This is a genomic window from Georgenia sp. TF02-10, assembly GCF_022759505.1.
Lineage (GTDB): Bacteria > Actinomycetota > Actinomycetes > Actinomycetales > Actinomycetaceae > TF02-10.
This window is the reverse complement of the sequence record NZ_CP094289.1, coordinates 2,882,417-2,897,148: the sequence shown is the minus strand read 5'-3', so window position 1 is coordinate 2,897,148 and position 14,732 is coordinate 2,882,417. Positions and strand designations below refer to the sequence as shown.

14 protein-coding genes are annotated in these 14,732 nt (G+C 74.6%); 5 read left to right on the top strand and 9 right to left on the bottom strand.

Going from position 1 to position 14,732, the window contains the following annotated elements:
- The first annotated feature begins 171 nt into the window (after positions 1 to 171).
- A complete protein-coding gene (locus MF406_RS13100; RefSeq protein ID WP_242894535.1) occupies positions 172 to 1,221 on the top strand; it encodes a biotin/lipoate A/B protein ligase family protein in 1,050 nt (349 codons plus the stop codon).
- Between the two features lie 146 nt (positions 1,222 to 1,367).
- The gene (locus MF406_RS13095; RefSeq protein WP_242894527.1) at positions 1,368 to 1,802 is read left to right on the top strand and encodes an acyl-CoA thioesterase; all 435 of its coding nucleotides are present in this window, start codon (positions 1,368 to 1,370) and stop codon (positions 1,800 to 1,802) included.
- A gap of 284 nt (positions 1,803 to 2,086) precedes the next feature.
- Here MF406_RS13095 and MF406_RS13090 read toward each other — a convergent pair whose 3' ends face one another.
- The 3 genes from MF406_RS13090 to MF406_RS13080 all read right to left on the bottom strand — a co-directional run bounded on the left by MF406_RS13090 (position 2,087) and on the right by MF406_RS13080 (position 4,231).
- Entirely contained in the window at positions 2,087 to 2,236 is a 150-nt protein-coding gene (locus tag MF406_RS13090) for a hypothetical protein (RefSeq protein WP_242894525.1), read from the bottom strand.
- A 188-nt stretch (positions 2,237 to 2,424) separates the two neighbouring features.
- Positions 2,425 to 3,279, bottom strand: a complete 855-nt coding sequence (locus MF406_RS13085; protein WP_242894524.1) for a YggS family pyridoxal phosphate enzyme — start codon at positions 3,277 to 3,279, stop codon at positions 2,425 to 2,427.
- Positions 3,280 to 3,289: 10 nt separating this feature from the next.
- Entirely contained in the window at positions 3,290 to 4,231 is a 942-nt protein-coding gene (locus tag MF406_RS13080) for an endonuclease/exonuclease/phosphatase family protein (protein WP_242894523.1), read from the bottom strand.
- 58 nt (positions 4,232 to 4,289) lie between these two features.
- Here MF406_RS13080 and MF406_RS13075 point away from each other — a divergent pair, with 58 nt between their 5' ends.
- Complete coding sequence (locus MF406_RS13075; RefSeq protein WP_242894521.1) at positions 4,290 to 4,955, top strand: hypothetical protein; 666 nt, start codon at positions 4,290 to 4,292, stop codon at positions 4,953 to 4,955.
- Between the two features lie 145 nt (positions 4,956 to 5,100).
- Positions 5,101 to 5,676, top strand: a complete 576-nt coding sequence (locus tag MF406_RS13070; RefSeq protein WP_242894519.1) for an HhH-GPD-type base excision DNA repair protein — start codon at positions 5,101 to 5,103, stop codon at positions 5,674 to 5,676.
- Positions 5,677 to 5,796: 120 nt separating this feature from the next.
- Here MF406_RS13070 and MF406_RS13065 read toward each other — a convergent pair whose 3' ends face one another.
- The 6 genes from MF406_RS13065 to MF406_RS13040 all read right to left on the bottom strand — a co-directional run bounded on the left by MF406_RS13065 (position 5,797) and on the right by MF406_RS13040 (position 12,684).
- Positions 5,797 to 6,291 (bottom strand): methylated-DNA--[protein]-cysteine S-methyltransferase, encoded by a 495-nt coding sequence (locus MF406_RS13065; protein ID WP_242894517.1) that lies wholly within the window; start codon positions 6,289 to 6,291, stop codon positions 5,797 to 5,799.
- Positions 6,288 to 7,847: an AlkA N-terminal domain-containing protein gene (locus MF406_RS13060; protein WP_242894515.1), complete on the bottom strand. Its 1,560-nt coding sequence runs from the start codon at positions 7,845 to 7,847 to the stop codon at positions 6,288 to 6,290. Before MF406_RS13060 ends, MF406_RS13065 begins: the two co-directional genes overlap by 4 nt.
- 103 nt (positions 7,848 to 7,950) lie before the next feature.
- Positions 7,951 to 8,517 carry a hypothetical protein gene (locus tag MF406_RS13055; protein WP_242894514.1) on the bottom strand — a complete coding sequence of 189 codons (567 nt, stop codon included), beginning with the start codon at positions 8,515 to 8,517 and terminating at the stop codon, positions 7,951 to 7,953.
- A 248-nt stretch (positions 8,518 to 8,765) separates the two neighbouring features.
- Positions 8,766 to 9,395 (bottom strand): pentapeptide repeat-containing protein, encoded by a 630-nt coding sequence (locus MF406_RS13050; RefSeq protein ID WP_242894512.1) that lies wholly within the window; start codon positions 9,393 to 9,395, stop codon positions 8,766 to 8,768.
- A 41-nt stretch (positions 9,396 to 9,436) separates the two neighbouring features.
- Complete coding sequence (gene ybaK / locus MF406_RS13045) at positions 9,437 to 9,931, bottom strand: Cys-tRNA(Pro) deacylase (protein WP_242894510.1); 495 nt, start codon at positions 9,929 to 9,931, stop codon at positions 9,437 to 9,439.
- A 68-nt stretch (positions 9,932 to 9,999) separates the two neighbouring features.
- On the bottom strand, positions 10,000 to 12,684 hold the full coding sequence (locus MF406_RS13040) for an RNA helicase (protein WP_242894508.1): 2,685 nt from the start codon (positions 12,682 to 12,684) through the stop codon (positions 10,000 to 10,002).
- Positions 12,685 to 12,752: 68 nt separating this feature from the next.
- On the opposite strand from MF406_RS13040, the gene MF406_RS13035 reads away from it, so the two are divergent.
- On the top strand, positions 12,753 to 14,264 hold the full coding sequence (locus tag MF406_RS13035; RefSeq protein ID WP_242894507.1) for an APC family permease: 1,512 nt from the start codon (positions 12,753 to 12,755) through the stop codon (positions 14,262 to 14,264).
- The last annotated feature ends 468 nt before the right edge of the window (positions 14,265 to 14,732 follow it).

Genomic DNA, 14,732 nt, shown 5'->3' with positions numbered 1-14,732 from the left:
CATCGCTGCGGTAGCTACCCCGGCGTCCGGAGCTGTTGCGGGCCGGGTGCTGTCGGCGACGGCGGCCGGCGGATCCGGTGCCGCCAACGACGGCGGCCAGCACCCGGTGTTTCGGGCGACGGCGGTCCGAGCGCGCGCGATCCTCGACGAGCCCATCATTAGGCTGGGGGAGTGCATGGTGAGTACAAGGTTCCCGGAGGCAAGCTCGTCGCGGTGGACCTGGAGGTCAAGGACGGCCGGCTGGCCGGGGTGCGCGTCTCCGGGGACTTCTTCCTCGAGCCGGACAGCGCGCTGGAGGACATCGACGCAGCCCTGGACGGCATGCCCGAGACCGCCACCGCGGCCCAGCTCGCCCAGGCCATCGGCGGGGCGCTGCACGACGGGGTGGCCATGGTCGGCTTCTCCCCGGAGGCCGTGGGCATCGCGGTGCGCCGCGCCCTGGGCAGGGCCACCGGCTGGGGCGACCACACCTTCGACGTCATCCACGGCGAGCCCGTCCACCCCGCGCTCAACGTCGCCCTGGACGAGGTCATCCCCGGCGAGGTGGCGGCCGGCCGGCGCGGGCCGACGATGCGGATCTGGGAGTGGAACGCCCCGCTCGTGGTCATCGGCTCCTTCCAGTCCGTGCGCAACGAGGTGGACCTCGAGGCGCTCCAGCGGCACGGGATGAGCGTCGTCCGCCGCATCTCCGGCGGCGGCGCCATGTTCATGGAGCCGGGCAACTGCATCACCTACTCGCTGGTGGTGCCCGGCTCGCTGGTGGAGGGCCTGAGCTTCGAGCAGTCCTACGCCTTCCTCGACGACTGGGTGCTCGGCGCGCTCGCCGACGTCGGCGTCCGGGCCCGCTACGTGCCGCTGAACGACATCGCCTCCGACGCCGGCAAGATCGGCGGCGCCGCGCAGAAGCGGTTCGCCTCCGGCGTCGTGCTGCACCACGTGACGATGAGCTACGACATCGACGCGGACAAGATGCTCGACGTCCTGCGCATCGGCCGGGAGAAGATGTCCGACAAGGGCGTCAAGAGCGCCAACAAGCGGGTGGACCCCATGCGCTCGCAGACCGGCATGAGCCGGGAGGCCATCATCGAGGCCTTCCTCGCCCACTTCCGCGGCCGGTACCGCACCCAGCTCTCGGACTACCGGCCGGAGGAGATCGCCCGGGCCGAGGAGCTCATGGAGACGAAGTTCCTCAGCGACGGCTGGACCTACCGGGTGCCCTGACCGGCCGACCGGTCGGTCCGTCGGTAACGGCGGACCTGCGGTGGGTCGGATGGCTCAGAGGTCGCCGGGGGACCCCCGGCCCGGTGGTGCGTCCGGCGCGCGGCCGGCAGGGCGCCGCGGTCGGAAGTGCACGTACCGTGTGCCCCATGAGCCCTGACGACGACGAGGTGAACTTCCGTACCCGGAAGTGGATCCGGCCCGAAGACCTCAACGCCAACCAGACGCTCTTCGGCGGCAGCCTGCTGCGGTGGATCGACGAGGAGGCGGCGATCTACGTGATGATCCAGCTCGGCAGCGAGCGGGTCGTCACGAAGTACATGTCGGAGATCAACTTCGTCAGCTCCGCCGAGCAGGGCGACGTGGTCGAGATGGGGCTGCGGGCCACCCGGTTCGGCCGGACGTCGCTGACCATGCGCGCGCAGGTCCGCAACCTCTTCACCCGGCACACCATCCTGACCATCGACACGCTGGTCTTCGTGAACCTCGGCGCGGACGGCCGGCCGACCCCGCACGGCCAGACCGAGATCACCTACGCCCGGGACCGGGTGCCGGAGCGGTTCCGCGACAGGGCCCGGAGCTGACCGGCTGACGGCGCCCGGTGCCGGCCGGGTCGACGGCGCCCGGCGCTGGCCGGCTGGGATGGCGCCCGCGCCGACATGGCTGGGAAGGCGCCCCGAGCCGAGGGCTGGGGGTGAAGGCGGCCGTTGCCGGCGTCCTCTGGTCTTGCCGCCGCTGGCGACTCGGTCAGTACGCCACCGCCGGCATACGCGCCGACGCCCCAGCGCTCACCGGCTGAAGTGCTCGTGCAGGAGGTGCTGGGGGTCCAGGGCTACGCGCCCAACAGCTGCGCCAACCCGGGCAGGTGTCAGTGCGGGCGCTTGCCGCCGCGCTGGCGCAGCTTGTTGGCCAGCTCCCTGGCCTTGCGCTGGTTCTCCGGCTTCGCTGCTTCCCGACGGAGGATCTGGACGCCCTTGAGCGCCACACCTGACTTGAGCGCGTTCTTGATGAATCCCATCTCGTCCTCCGCTGGGGCTCGGCATTACCCGTGGTCCTGCTGTCGGAAACAGTAGTCGAGGATCCGCCGTCCCCGCGACCGCTGGCTCGGCGTCGGCAGCGCTGGGCCCGTGAGCCAGTCCAGCAGTAGCGACAGCTGAGTGAGGCGGCCAGGGAGCCTGGGCGGGCAGCCGACCGTGCCGGGCGCCGCTACCGCGCGCCGAAGACCGCGGTGCCGACCCGCACGATCGTCGCGCCGGCGGCGATCGCCGCCTCCAGGTCCCCGCTCATCCCCATGCTCAGCTCCCGGGCCGTCTCCGTCCCGGGCGCGCCGCTGGCCAGCACCTCGGCGCGCAGGGCGGCCAGGTGCTCGAAACCTGCCCGGACCACGCCGAGGTCGGCCGAGTGGGCACCGATCGTCATCAGCCCGCGCAGCCGCAGCTGAGGCAGCCGACCGACGGCCGCGCACAGCTCCACCGCCTCGGCGGGGGAGCAGCCGGCCTTGGTGGCCTCGCCGGAGACGTTGACCTGGACCAGGACGTCGAGCGGGTCGACCACTGCCGCCTGCCCCGGCTGGTCAGTACCCGCGGCCTGCCCCGGCTGGCCAGCACTCGCGGCCTGCCCCAGCTGGCCAGCACTCGCGGCCTGCGCTGCACCCGCTGACTGCGCCGTACCTGCTGCCTGCGCCGGCCCGTCGTCCGGGCGCCCTGCGCGGGCGACCGTTGCAGCCAGGCGCTCGGCGAGCCGGGCGGAGTCCACCCCCTGCACGCACGAGACCCAGCGCAGCACCTGGCTTACCTTGTTGCTCTGCAGCCGGCCGATGAAGTGCGTCTCGTGCGGCGGGACCTCCGATTCCGCCAGCGCCGCTCCGATGGTGGCGGCCTCCTGGACGCGGTTGTGCCCGAGCAGGTCTGCCCCGGCGGCCAGCGCGGCCCGGACGGCGTCGACCGGCTGGTTCTTCACCGCCAGCAGCAGCCGGACCTCGCCCGGGTCCCGGCCGACGACGCCTGCGGCCTCGGCGATCCGCGCCCGCACGGCGGCCAGGTTCGCCGCGATGTCCTCCACGGCCCTGACCCTACGCGGGCGGCTCGCCCCCGGACGCTGCCGGTCCGGACGCCGCCGCCGCGGAAGCCGTCGTCCCAGTTGCCGCTGGTCCGGCCGCCGTCGTCCCGAACGCCGCGGACGCCGCCGGCCCGGACGCCGCGGACGCCGTCGTCCGCCCGGCCCCGCTCGCGACCGGCTCAGCAGCGGCCGGGCCGAGCTCGACCGAGACGGTGAGCGCGCGGTGGTCGGACAGCGCCATCCGCAGGGACCGGGCCGGTTCGCTGACCCGCACGTCGCCGTCGGCAAGGATGTGGTCGAGCTGCTCGGTGGGCTCGTCCACCGGGAAGGTCATGGCGGTGGCCAGCGGGCGGAAGCCGCTGGTGCGGGCCGGGGCGCCGCCGGCGAGGTTGAGGTCGCCCATGAGCAGCAGCGGGCGGGTCATGTCCCGCACCGCCCGGACCAGGTGGCGCAGCTGGGCAGTGTTCCAGCCCGGGACGAACGTCAGGTGCGTGCCGACCACCGTGCACGGCCCGGCCGGGGTCCGGACGGTCATCGCCAGGGCGGTGCGCGGCTCGTCCTGCACCAGCACCGGCCGCTGCCGGCCCGGGAAGGTCACCGGGACCCGCTGCTGCGGGCCGGGCAGGGAGAGCACCCGCCAGGCGTCGGCCGGGTAGCGGCTCAGCAGCGCGGTGCCGTAGACCGCCGCGCCCGGCTGCTCCTCGCCGGTGGCGGCGGTCCACCGGTCCGGGGTGCCCTGCATGGTGGCGACGAACCGGTGCTCGACGGCGCCCATCACCTCTGCGGCCACGGTGGTCAGGTCGGCGCCGTGGGAGCGGGGCTGGTCCCGGTCCACCTCCTGCAGGGCGAGGACGTCGGGGTCCAGGGTGCGGACGGCGTCGGCGAACCGGTCCAGGTCCACCTCGCCGTCGTCGACGGACCGGCCGTGCAGGATGTTGAAGGTCACGATGCGCATCACCCTCGATTGTGCCGGTGGCGGTGCGGCGGCGCCCCTCGTCGTGTACACCCGTGCCATGGACGACCGCGACCGAGACGAGCTCCACGAGGCGATGCGCATCGTCGGGGCCACCCTGAGCGGGGCCGGGCTGCGCTTCGCCCTGGCCGGCGGGTTCGCCGCGTGGGTGCATGGGGCGCCCGAGTCCGACCACGACGCCGACTTCGTCATCCGCGAGGCCGACGTCGCCCAGGCCCGCGAGGCGCTGGCGGCCACCGACCTGCGGGTCGAGGACCCGGTGGAGGACTGGCTGTTCAAGGCCTGGAAGGGCGACGCGCTCGTCGACCTCATCTTCCGGCTCGGCCGCGACCCGGTGGGCGAGGACATGCTCGACCGAACGAGCGAGCACACCGTGTTCGGGGTGCCTATGCCTGTACTGCCGGCCACCGACGTCCTCGCCGAGAAGCTCCGGGTGCTGACCGAGCAGCGCTGCGACTTCGGCAACCTGCTGCCGGTGGCCCGCGCGCTGCGCGAGCAGGTCGACTGGGCCGAGGTGGCCGCGCGGACCGCGGACAACCCCTATGCCGCCGCCTTCCTCTTCCTGCTCGAGCGGCTGGGGATCATCGCGCCGCGGGACGAGGTCGGCGGCGCGGCGGAGGAGGGCGGGGACGGTCCGTCTGGTGGGCGGACCGTGGAGCACTCCGCGGAGCGGGCCGACGGCGGCCCGGTGCGCCTGCCCGGATGACGACGGCCGGGGAGGGTGCGCCTGCAGGGTTGACGACGGCGGCCCGGTGCGCCTGCCCGGCTGACGACGGCGGCCCGGCGCCTGCCCGTGCGACGACGACGGCGGGGGGCGGACGGGCCGGCGCCGCCGGTGGCAGGATCGCCCCATGGACCTGCACATCACCGGCGACGCGGCCGCCGACGCCCTGCTCTCCAGCGACGACTTCGCCCTGCTCGTCGGCATGCTGCTCGACCAGCAGGTCGCCATGGAGACGGCGTTCGCCGGCCCCCAGAAGCTCCACGACCGGCTCGGCGGCCTCGACCCGCACCTGGTCGCCAACCTCGACCCCGAGGCGCTCGCCGAGGCGTGCCGGACCCCGCCCGCGGTGCACCGCTACCCCGGAGCCATGGCGGAGCGGATCCAGGCCCTGGCCGCCTACCTCGTGGAGCACTACGACGGCGACGCCGCGGCGATCTGGACGGCCGGCGACCCCGACGGCGCGGAGGTGCTGCGTCGCCTCAAGGCCTTGCCGGGCTTCGGCGAGCAGAAAGCCCGCATCTTCCTCGCGCTCCTCGGCAAGCAGCGGGGGCTGACCGCCCCCGGGTGGCGCGAGGCGGCCGGGGCGTACGGCGAGGAGGGGTCCTTCCGGTCCGTCGCGGACATCGTCGACGGCGAGTCCCTGGCCCGGGTGCGGGAGACCAAGCGGGCGGCCAAGGCGGCCGCGAAGGCCGCCCGGGCGTGACCCGGCCGGTTCGGGTCCGACCGGCGCGCCCGCGGACGCCGATGCCGGGTCCACCTCGAGTGGCGGCCTCACCGCGGGCGCCGAGACCGACACCTCAGCTCAGCCTCAGGCCGGGTCAGCTCAAGTGGCGGCCTCCCGCGCGAGGAGCGCGCGCTTGACGTCGAGCCCCCAGGCGAAGCCGCCGAGAGATCCGTCGCCGCGCAGCACGCGGTGGCACGGCACGAACAGCGCGGGGGCGTTTCGCGCGCAGACCGAGGCGGCGGCGCGCACGGCGCGCGGCGAGCCCAGCGCGTCGGCGAAGGCGGTGTAGCTGAGCGGCGAGCCCGGGGCGATGCGGCGCAGGGCCGCCCACCCGGCCGCCTGCAGCGCGGTGCCGCGCTGCCGCACCGGCACGCCGTCGATCCGGGCCAGGTCGCCGTCGTAGTAGGCGCGGACGGCTCCGGCGGCGTCGGTGTCACCCTCGCGCACCCCGGTCGGGCGCAGCGTCGGGTGGATGCGGGCGAGCGTCGCCTCGGGGTCGCCCGTCCAGCCCGACGCGAGCACCGCGCCGTCGGCGTCGGCGACGATCGTGAACGGCCCGTCGGGCGTGTCGACGGTCTGCAGGGTCGCGGTCATGATGCCTCCTCGGCGGGGTCCGGGAGCCGGACGGACGTGCGGGGTGCGACCTGGCGCGGCTGGCCGCGGGCCGGCCCCGCTGTCGATCCGGCGCTACCGACGGCGACGGCAGGCCCGGCGGCCAGGCGCCACAGGTGCATGGACAGGTAGGAGCGCCAGGGAGCGGCGCGCACGGCCCAGGCCGCGAGCTCGCGGGGCCCGGGCGGGATCCCCGCCCGGGCGGCTCCCGCCCGCAGGGCGACGTCGCCGGTGAGCAGGACGTCGGGGTCGCCGGTCACCCGCATCCGCACGTAGTCGCTCGTCCACGCGCCGATGCCGGGCATCGCCATCAGGGCGGCGCGCTGCTCCGTCGCGTCGTCGCCGGTCGTCAGCGTCAGATCACCCGCGGCGAGCGAGGCGGCGGCACCGGTGACCGCCCGGGTGCGCGCGGCCGGGCCGCGCAGCACCTCGGCCCCGCGCTCGGCGATCGCGGTCATGGTCGGGAACAGCAGCCGCTGCTCGCCGGCCAGCTCGACCCGCTCGCCCAGCGCCTCGGTGAGGCGCGTCAGGTGCGTGCGGGCCGCGGCGACCGAGATTTGCTGGCCGACCATGGCCCGGATCAGCAGCTCGTGCGGGTCCGCCGTCCCCGGGAGGCGGGTGCCGGGGTTCGCCGCCACGTGCGGCGCGAGCTCGGGGTGCCGCGCCAGCGCCTGGTCGATCGCGACCGGGTCGGCGTCGAGGTCGAACAAGCGCCGGGCGCGCGAGACGAGCGTCGACAGGTCGGCCAGGCTCTCGAGCCGGGCCTCCAGCCGCAGCCGCCCGTCCCGGTGGCTGAGCCGGAACCAGGCCGGGCCGTGGGGCAGCCTGAGCGTGCGGGCGAACGACGCTTCGTCGCCCTCCTCGACGCCCGGCACGGCGCGCGCGCCCATCCAGGCGAACAGGCCGGCGGGGTCGAACGGCTCGCGGTAGGGCAGGGCCAGGTCGATGCCCGTGGGTGCGTGGGGCGTGCCGCGGCGACGCGCGCGCAGCTCGGTCGGGGTCATCCCGAAGACCTCGCGCACGGTGTCGTTGAACTGGCGCACGCTCGCGAAGCCCGCCGCGAACGCCACGTCGGCGGCGGGGAGGTCGGTGCCCACCAGCAGCACCCGCGCCGTGTGGGCGCGGTGCGCGCGGGCCAGCGCGAGCGGCCCGGCGCCGAGCTCGGCCGCCAGCAGCCGCGTCAGGTGGCGCGAGGAGTACCCCAGCCGCGCGGCCAGCCCCGGGACGCCCTCCCGCTCGACCACGCCGTCGACGATGAGTCGCATCGCCCGGCCGGCGACGTCGCCGCGCACGTTCCAGTCGGGGGATCCGGGCGCCGCCTCGGGCAGGCATCGCTTGCACGCCCGGTACCCGGCCTCGTGCGCGGCGGCGCTGGTCGGGAAGAAGGTGACGTTCGCCGGCTTCGGCGTGCGCGCGGGGCACGACGGCCGGCAGTAGATGCCCGTCGACCGCACGGCGGTGACGAACTGCCCATCGAACCGCGCGTCGCGCGACGAGATCGCCGCGTACCGCTCGCCGAAGGTCATCTGCGGGGCCATGCCTCCACCCTGGCACGCCCCGCCGACGGCGGCTGGCGGCTTTCGGCCACGGAAGTGGCGCCGCATCCCGCCGGCTCGAGCCACGTACCGGTGCATCTATTGCTCACAAGGAGATGATCTCCTCCCAGCAGTCGGGAGACTGCTGCTCGACGAGCAGCTCCGCTGCGGGGTCGTCGGAGAGTTGCAGGAAGACGAACCACCCTCCGGCCTGTCGTCCGAGCATCGTCCAGCCGGAGTCCCCGACGCGCACGCGGATGACCGCGAGGGGATCTGTCCGACGAAGGACGCCGTAGTGGTAGCGCCGACCACCCTCCCGCCGTTCGTAGGCGCAGCCTGCCTCGGTGAGCTCCGGCTCGTCCATGCGCACGATGTAGCTGATGCGGAAGTGGTCGCGCTCGCCGTCGTGTCGGGTATAGAAGAGGTACTCCGCGGCCCACGTCGGGCTCGACGGCACGGTGACCAGGAAGAAGTTGGCTCCGTCCTCGCCACTTGCTGCGGCCAGTAACCCGTCAGAACCTGCTCCCGAGTCGGCCTGTGCCGCCCTCTCGAACGCGCCCGCGAGGTCTAGCGCGTCCCAATCGATATCCCGTCGGAGCACATCACCGTTCATGGCTGGACTCCGGCTGGGCACCCTCCCCAGAGGCAACGACACCTCGATGCCGTTCGCCATGATCCCCCGCGTCTTGGCCCTGGCGTAGGGGTCGGGTGTCTGCGATGCACATCGATGTGCTCCTCCACTGGGTGGTGTCCCCAGGCTTGAAGGTACGCCGGCGTGCACCGGGCACAATGGGGTTGCCGATGTCATTTCTGGCTGCGCGCCATGTCCAGCCGCTCCGGTGGTGGGATGAGGACTGGACGTCCCGCTGCTGCGCGTGAGGCCGCGCCGGCTGCTCGGGGCTGGGACGTTCTCGCCCGCCGTTAGTCCACCAGGGCGATGCCCAGGGCGCCGGCGAGCAGCGGGAGCAGGTCGTGCCCGCTGTCGGCGTCCACCGCGGCGCCGCGCAGCCCGGTTACCCCGCCGATCCCGGTCAGCCGGCAGCCGGAGAGCCGGACCCGCTCGCAGCGCGCGCCGTCGAGCTGGGCACCGCCCAGGTCGCAGTCCTCGAACCAGACGTCGGTCAGCTTCGCCCCGGACAGGTCCGCCTCGCGCAGGTCGCACCCGGTGAGCACGACGTGCTGCAGCCGCGCGCCGCGCCAGCTGCTCAGCGACGCCTGCGCCCCCTCGAGCCGGACCGCCCGCAGCCGGGCACCGGTGAGCTGGGCGCCAGTGAGGCGGACCTCGCGCAGGCTGCACCGGACCAGGGCCAGGTCCGCGGTGCGCAGGTTGGCCAGGTCGGCGCCGTCGAGCCGGCAGTCCACCAGGGTGGTGCGCCGCCAGCTCCCGCCGGCGGCCCGGAGCCGGTCCAGCGCCGAGCCCTCGACCTGGGCAGCGGACAGCTCGGCGCCGACCAGGTCGGCGCCGGTGAGGTCCGCCGCGGTCACCGTGGCCGCGCCGAGCGCCACGGGCGGCACCGGGGCGAGGTGGGCGGCGACGTCGGGCTCGGGCACCCGCGGCCGCCCGGGCGCCGCCGAGCGGCCACGGCCGACGCTCACGGGCGGCCCAGCGGGGCCGTGGAAGCGCCGGTGAGGGCGACGAGGTCGGTGGGCGCGAGCTCGACGTCCAGCCCGCGCCGGCCCGCGCTGACCAGGACGGTCGGATGCTCCAGCGCGCCGGCGTCGACCACCGTCGGCAGCGCGGTGCGCTGGCCGAGCGGTGAGATGCCCCCGCGCACGTATCCGGTGGCCCGCTCGGCGGCGGCCGGGTCGGCCATCTCGGCATGCTTGGCGCCCAGCGCCCGCGCGAGCTTGCGCAGGTCGAGCTGGTGGTCCACCGGGACGACCGCGACGGTCAGCTGCCCGTCCACGCTGGCGAGGAGCGTCTTGTACACCCGCCGCGGGTCCTCCCCGAGCGCCGCGACCGCCTCCTGGCCGTAGCCGACGCCGGCGCGCGGGTCGTGGTCGTACGCGCGGACCGTGTACGGCACCCCGGCCCCGGCGAGGACCTTCAGCGCCGGTGTGCTCGCGGTGCGTCGTGGCCGGCTCATGCGGTGATCGTGCCACCTCCCGCCGGGCGCAGGCTCGGACCCGGCGAACCGCCGCCGAGCAGCGCCCCCTACCGCGGCCCGAGCGCCACCGGCTGCAGGACCGGCTGCCCGGCGGCGTCGGAGGCGTCCAGGTCCACCACCACGGTCAGCCCCCAGTCGTGGTCCCCGGCCGGGTCGTCGAAGGTCTGGCGGACCAGCCAGCGACGGCCGCCCTCCGGCCCGCCGTCGGGGCCGCCCTCCGGGCCGCCGTCCGCGCCGCCCTCCGGGCCGCCGGACCCCACCGCCGCCCAGTCGGCAGCGGTCGGCTCCTCCAGCACCTGCACCAGCGCCCCGGCCCGGGCCTCGGGCCCGGTGCCGAGCCAGTCGTTCTCCGCCCAGTACGGCGCCAGCGCCCGTGCCCACCGGTCGGCGTCCCACCCGGCGGCGCCGTCGAGGGTGCCGAGGGCGTCGTAGGCCTCCCGGGCCAGGAGCTCGACCCGCCGGAACACCGAGTTGCGGACCGCCACCCGGAAGGCGTGCCGGTTCCGGGTCACCGGCAGCTCGCCGTCGGGCCCCTCCCCGAACCGGCGCTCGACCGGGGCCCCCTCGTCCGGCACCACCGCCGCCCCGGCGGACGCCGCCGCGCCGGCGGCCAGCGCCTCCCACTCGTCCAGCAGGGAGGAGTCCACCGAGCGCACCAGCTGCCCGAGCCAGTCGATGATCGCGACCACCTCCGCCGTCCGCGCCGAGTCCGGCACCACCTGGCGCAGCGCCCGGTAGGCGTCGGTGAGGTAGCGCAGCACGACGCCCTCGGAGCGGGCGAGTTGGTAGCGGGAGACCAGCTCGGTGAAGGTCATCGCCTGCTCGACCATCTCCCGCACCACCGACTTGGGCCGGAGCTCGTAGTCGGCGACCCACGGGTTGGTCTGCCGGTAGGTGGCCAGCGCCGCGTCCAGGAGCTCGGCGAGCGGCCGGGGCCAGGTGACGTCCTCCAGCAGCGCCATCCGCTCCTCGTACTCGATGCCCTCGGCCTTCATCGCCGCCACCGCCTCGCCGCGGGCGGCGTGCGCCTGGGCGTACAGCAGCGGGCGGGGGTCCTCCAGGGTCGCCTCGATGACCGAGACGACGTCGAGGGCGAAGTCCGGGCTGTCGGCGTCGAGCAGGTCCAGGGCCGCCAGCGCGAACGGGGACAGCGGGGCGTTGAGCGCGAAGTCCCGCGGCAGGTCCACGGTCAGCCGCACGTACGGCTCGCCCGGGTGGGCCAGGCGCCACCCGGCGTCCGCGTGCTCGACCACGCCCGCGGCGCGCAGCGACCGGTAGATCTCCACCGCCCGGCGCAGGTGCGGGTTGCGCTCGACCTTCGGCTCGTGGTTGTCGGTGACCAGCCGGTACATCGCGGCCACCGGGTCCCCGGGCCGGGCCAGGACGGCCAGGACCATGGTGTGGGTCACCCGGAACTGGCTGGTCAGCGGCTCGGGCGCGGCGTCCCGGAGCCGCTCGAAGGTCTTGTCCGTCCAGTTCACGACGCCGGCCGGGGCCTTCTTGCGCACCACCTTGCGGCGCTTGCGCTCGTCGTCGCCGGCCTTGGCCAGCGCGCGGGCGTTCTCGATCACGTGCTCCGGGGCCTGGACGATGACCTCGCCGGTGGTGTCGAACCCGGCCCGGCCGGCCCGCCCGGCGATCTGGTGGAACTCCCGGGCGGTCAGGTGCCGGGAGCGCTCGCCGTCGAACTTCGTCAGCGACGTCAGGACCACCGTGCGGATGGGCACGTTGATGCCCACCCCGAGGGTGTCGGTGCCGCACACCACGCCCAGCAGCCCGGCCTGGGTGAGCCGCTCGACCAGCCGGCGGTAGCGCGGCAGCATCCCGGCGTGGTGCACCCCGATGCCCAGCCGCAGCAGCCGGGACAAGGTGGCCCCGAAGCCGGGCCCGAACCGGAAGTCGCCCAGGGCGTCGGCGATCCGGTCACGCTGCTCCCGGGTGGCCACCTGCACCGAGGTGAGGGACTGGGCCCGCTCGACGGCGTCCTTCTGCGCGAAGTGCACCACGTACGCCGGCGCCCGGTGGGTCTGGACGAGCTCGAGCAGGACGTCCTGGATGGGCTCGACGGAGTAGGCGTAGGTCAGCGGGACGGGCCGCTCGGCGTCGGCGACGACGGAGACCTCCCGTCCGGTCCGCCGGCGCAGGTCGGCGGCGAAGAAGGAGACGTCGCCGAGCGTGGCGGACATGAGCAGGAACTGGCGCTTGGGCAGCTCCAGCAGCGGCACCTGCCAGGCCCAGCCGCGCTGGGGGTCGGCGTAGAAGTGGAACTCGTCCATCACCACCACCCCGGCGTCGGTGTCCGCGCCGTCGCGGAGCGCCTGGTTGGCCAGGATCTCCGCGGTGCAGCAGATGATCGGCGCGGCGGGGTTGATCGCGGTGTCGCCGGTGACCATGCCGACGTTGGCCGAGCCGAACAGGTCCACCAGGTCGAAGAACTTCTCCGAGACCAGCGCCTTGAGCGGGGCGGTGTAGTAGCCGGTCCGGCCGCTGGCCAGGGTGGTGAAGAGCGCGCCGACGGCGACCAGGGACTTCCCGGAGCCGGTGGGGGTGGAGAGGATGACGTGCTCCCCGGACACCAGCGACATCAGCGCCTCCTCCTGGTGCGGGTAGGGCGCCAGGCCCGTCCCCGCCGCCCAGGCGGTGAAGGCGTCGTACAGGCCGTCCGGGGTGGGCCCGCCGGCGTCCTCGAGGTCGTCCAGGAGGAGGTTCAGGGCGGGGGCGGCGGCGGACATGCCCCGATCCTCTCAGCCTCACCCGGCTGCCGGTGCGGGGCCTGGCGGGTCGTGCCTAGGCTCGGCCGGTGGCTACTCCCGCGGGTGCCGACGGCGCCCGTCCTGGTGACGGTTCCGGCGGTCCCGGTCGCGGCCCGGGCGTCGGTCCTGGCGGCGGGCCCGGTCCCGCTGGTGCCGGTGCCGGTCCTGCTGGTGCCGCCGGTTCCGCCGGTCCCGCCGGTCCCGGCGCCTCCGATCCTGGCCCGGCCGCGCCGGCGCTGCGCCACGTCCTCCGCCTGCGCGACCTGGTCGTCTACGGCCTGCTCTTCATCGGCGTGACCGCCCCGATGGGGACCTTCGGGGTGCTCGACGCCCGCGGCGGCGGCGCCGTCGCGCTGGTGTTCGTGGTCGCCACCGTGGCGATGTCCTTCACCGCCTGGTCCTACGCCCGGATGTCCGCCGCGGTGCCGCGGGCCGGCTCGGTCTACGCCTACGCCAGCGCCGGGCTCGGGCCGCGCCCGGGGTTCCTCGCCGGCTGGATGATCGCGCTGGACTACCTCTTCATCCCGTCCGTGGCCTCGCTGTTCGCCGGCATCGCCTGCCACGCCCTGGTGCCCGCGGTGCCAGTGTGGGTCTTCACCCTGGCCGCCGTCGTCCTGGTCACCGCCCTCAACCTCGGCGGCGTGAAGCTCGCCGCCCGGGTCGGGATGACGGTGCTGGTGGTGGAGCTGGTGGTGCTCGGCGCGTTCGTCGTCGCTGCCGCGGCCTTCCTGGTCCGGCACGGGCCGGAGCGCGGCTGGCTCACCCCGCTGACCGGCGAGGCCGGGCTGGACGTCACCGGCGTGCTCGGCGCCGCCACCGTCGCCATCCTGGCGTTCCTCGGCTTCGACGCCATCGCGACCTTCGCCGAGGAGGTCACCGGCAGCACCGACCAGGTGGGCCGCGCGCTGCAGTTCTGCCTCGTCCTCGCCGGCGCGCTGTTCGTGCTCCAGACCTACCTCGGGGCGCTGCTCAACCCGGTCTCCGCCGCGGCGCTGCAGGCCGACCCGGCCGCGCAGGGCACGGCGTTCTACACCATGCTCGACGCCGCCGTCGGCAGCTGGTTCTCCTCGGTGGTGACGGTGGTGCGCGCCGTCGGACCGGTCTTCTCCGCGCTGGTGGCCCAGGCGGCGGTCGCCCGGCTGCTCTTCGCGATGGGCCGGGAGGGGGCGCTGCCCTCCGTGCTGGCCCGGGTCGACCCCCGCGGGCGGGCGCCCCGCAACAGCATCCTGCTCTCCGCCGCCGTCACCCTCGTCATGGCGACGGCGGCCGCTACCCGGGCGGACGGGCTGGAGGTGCTCTCCTCGATGGTGACCGTGGGTGCGCTGGTGGCGTTCGTGTTCCTGCACGCCGCGACGGTGCGCTACTTCGCCGGCAAGGGGCCGGCGTACGTGGTGGTGCCGGTCGTCGGCGGGCTGGTGATCCTGACCGTGCTGGTCAGCGCGAGCCGGCTGGCGCTGGTGATCGCCGCGGGGTGGTTCCTGCTCGGCCTGGTCCTGCTGCGGGCGCGGCCCGCCGCCGCCCGGGCGCTCGCTCGTGGGGAGCCGACCGGGGAACGCTGACCGGCGGCGTCGTGACTCCGGAGCAGGAAATGCGTGCCATGTGCCTGGCATCTATATATACTCCGGAGATGGTTGCTGTTACTCGTACTCACTCCGGAGTGGAAAATGCGTGCTATATGACCGACATCCACTCCGGAGGTGGTTTGCAGTTACTCATACTCACACCGGAGTGGAAAATGCGTGCTATATGACCGATATCCACTCCGGAGATGATCGCGGTTGCGTGCTCCGGATTTGATCGTCGTCAGCCGGATCCACTCCGGAGTGGTGGCGGGGCCTTGCGGCCCGCATGGAGCGGGGGAAACCTTGTCTGTGGGTCGCCTGTCGACGTCGGATCGACTTGGTGCTGGTCGAGCCCGCTCCGGAGTGTGACGTGGGAGCTTCGGGCACCTGGAACTGCTGCTTCGAGCGCGTACCTCAGACTCCTCTGTGGTGAAGCTCCCCAGGCGACCCGCCCTTGTCGGTGCC

Coding starts and splice junctions, on each gene's coding strand:
- MF406_RS13095 (WP_242894527.1), top strand. CDS start 1,368: ATGAGCCCTGACGACGACGAGGTGAACTTCCGTACCCGGAAGTGGATC.
- MF406_RS13090 (WP_242894525.1), bottom strand. CDS start 2,236: ATGGGATTCATCAAGAACGCGCTCAAGTCAGGTGTGGCGCTCAAGGGC.
- MF406_RS13080 (WP_242894523.1), bottom strand. CDS start 4,231: ATGCGCATCGTGACCTTCAACATCCTGCACGGCCGGTCCGTCGACGAC.
- MF406_RS13075 (WP_242894521.1), top strand. CDS start 4,290: ATGGACGACCGCGACCGAGACGAGCTCCACGAGGCGATGCGCATCGTC.
- MF406_RS13070 (WP_242894519.1), top strand. CDS start 5,101: ATGGACCTGCACATCACCGGCGACGCGGCCGCCGACGCCCTGCTCTCC.
- MF406_RS13065 (WP_242894517.1), bottom strand. CDS start 6,291: ATGACCGCGACCCTGCAGACCGTCGACACGCCCGACGGGCCGTTCACG.
- MF406_RS13060 (WP_242894515.1), bottom strand. CDS start 7,847: ATGGCCCCGCAGATGACCTTCGGCGAGCGGTACGCGGCGATCTCGTCG.
- MF406_RS13055 (WP_242894514.1), bottom strand. CDS start 8,517: ATGGCGAACGGCATCGAGGTGTCGTTGCCTCTGGGGAGGGTGCCCAGC.
- ybaK (WP_242894510.1), bottom strand. CDS start 9,931: ATGAGCCGGCCACGACGCACCGCGAGCACACCGGCGCTGAAGGTCCTC.
- MF406_RS13040 (WP_242894508.1), bottom strand. CDS start 12,684: ATGTCCGCCGCCGCCCCCGCCCTGAACCTCCTCCTGGACGACCTCGAG.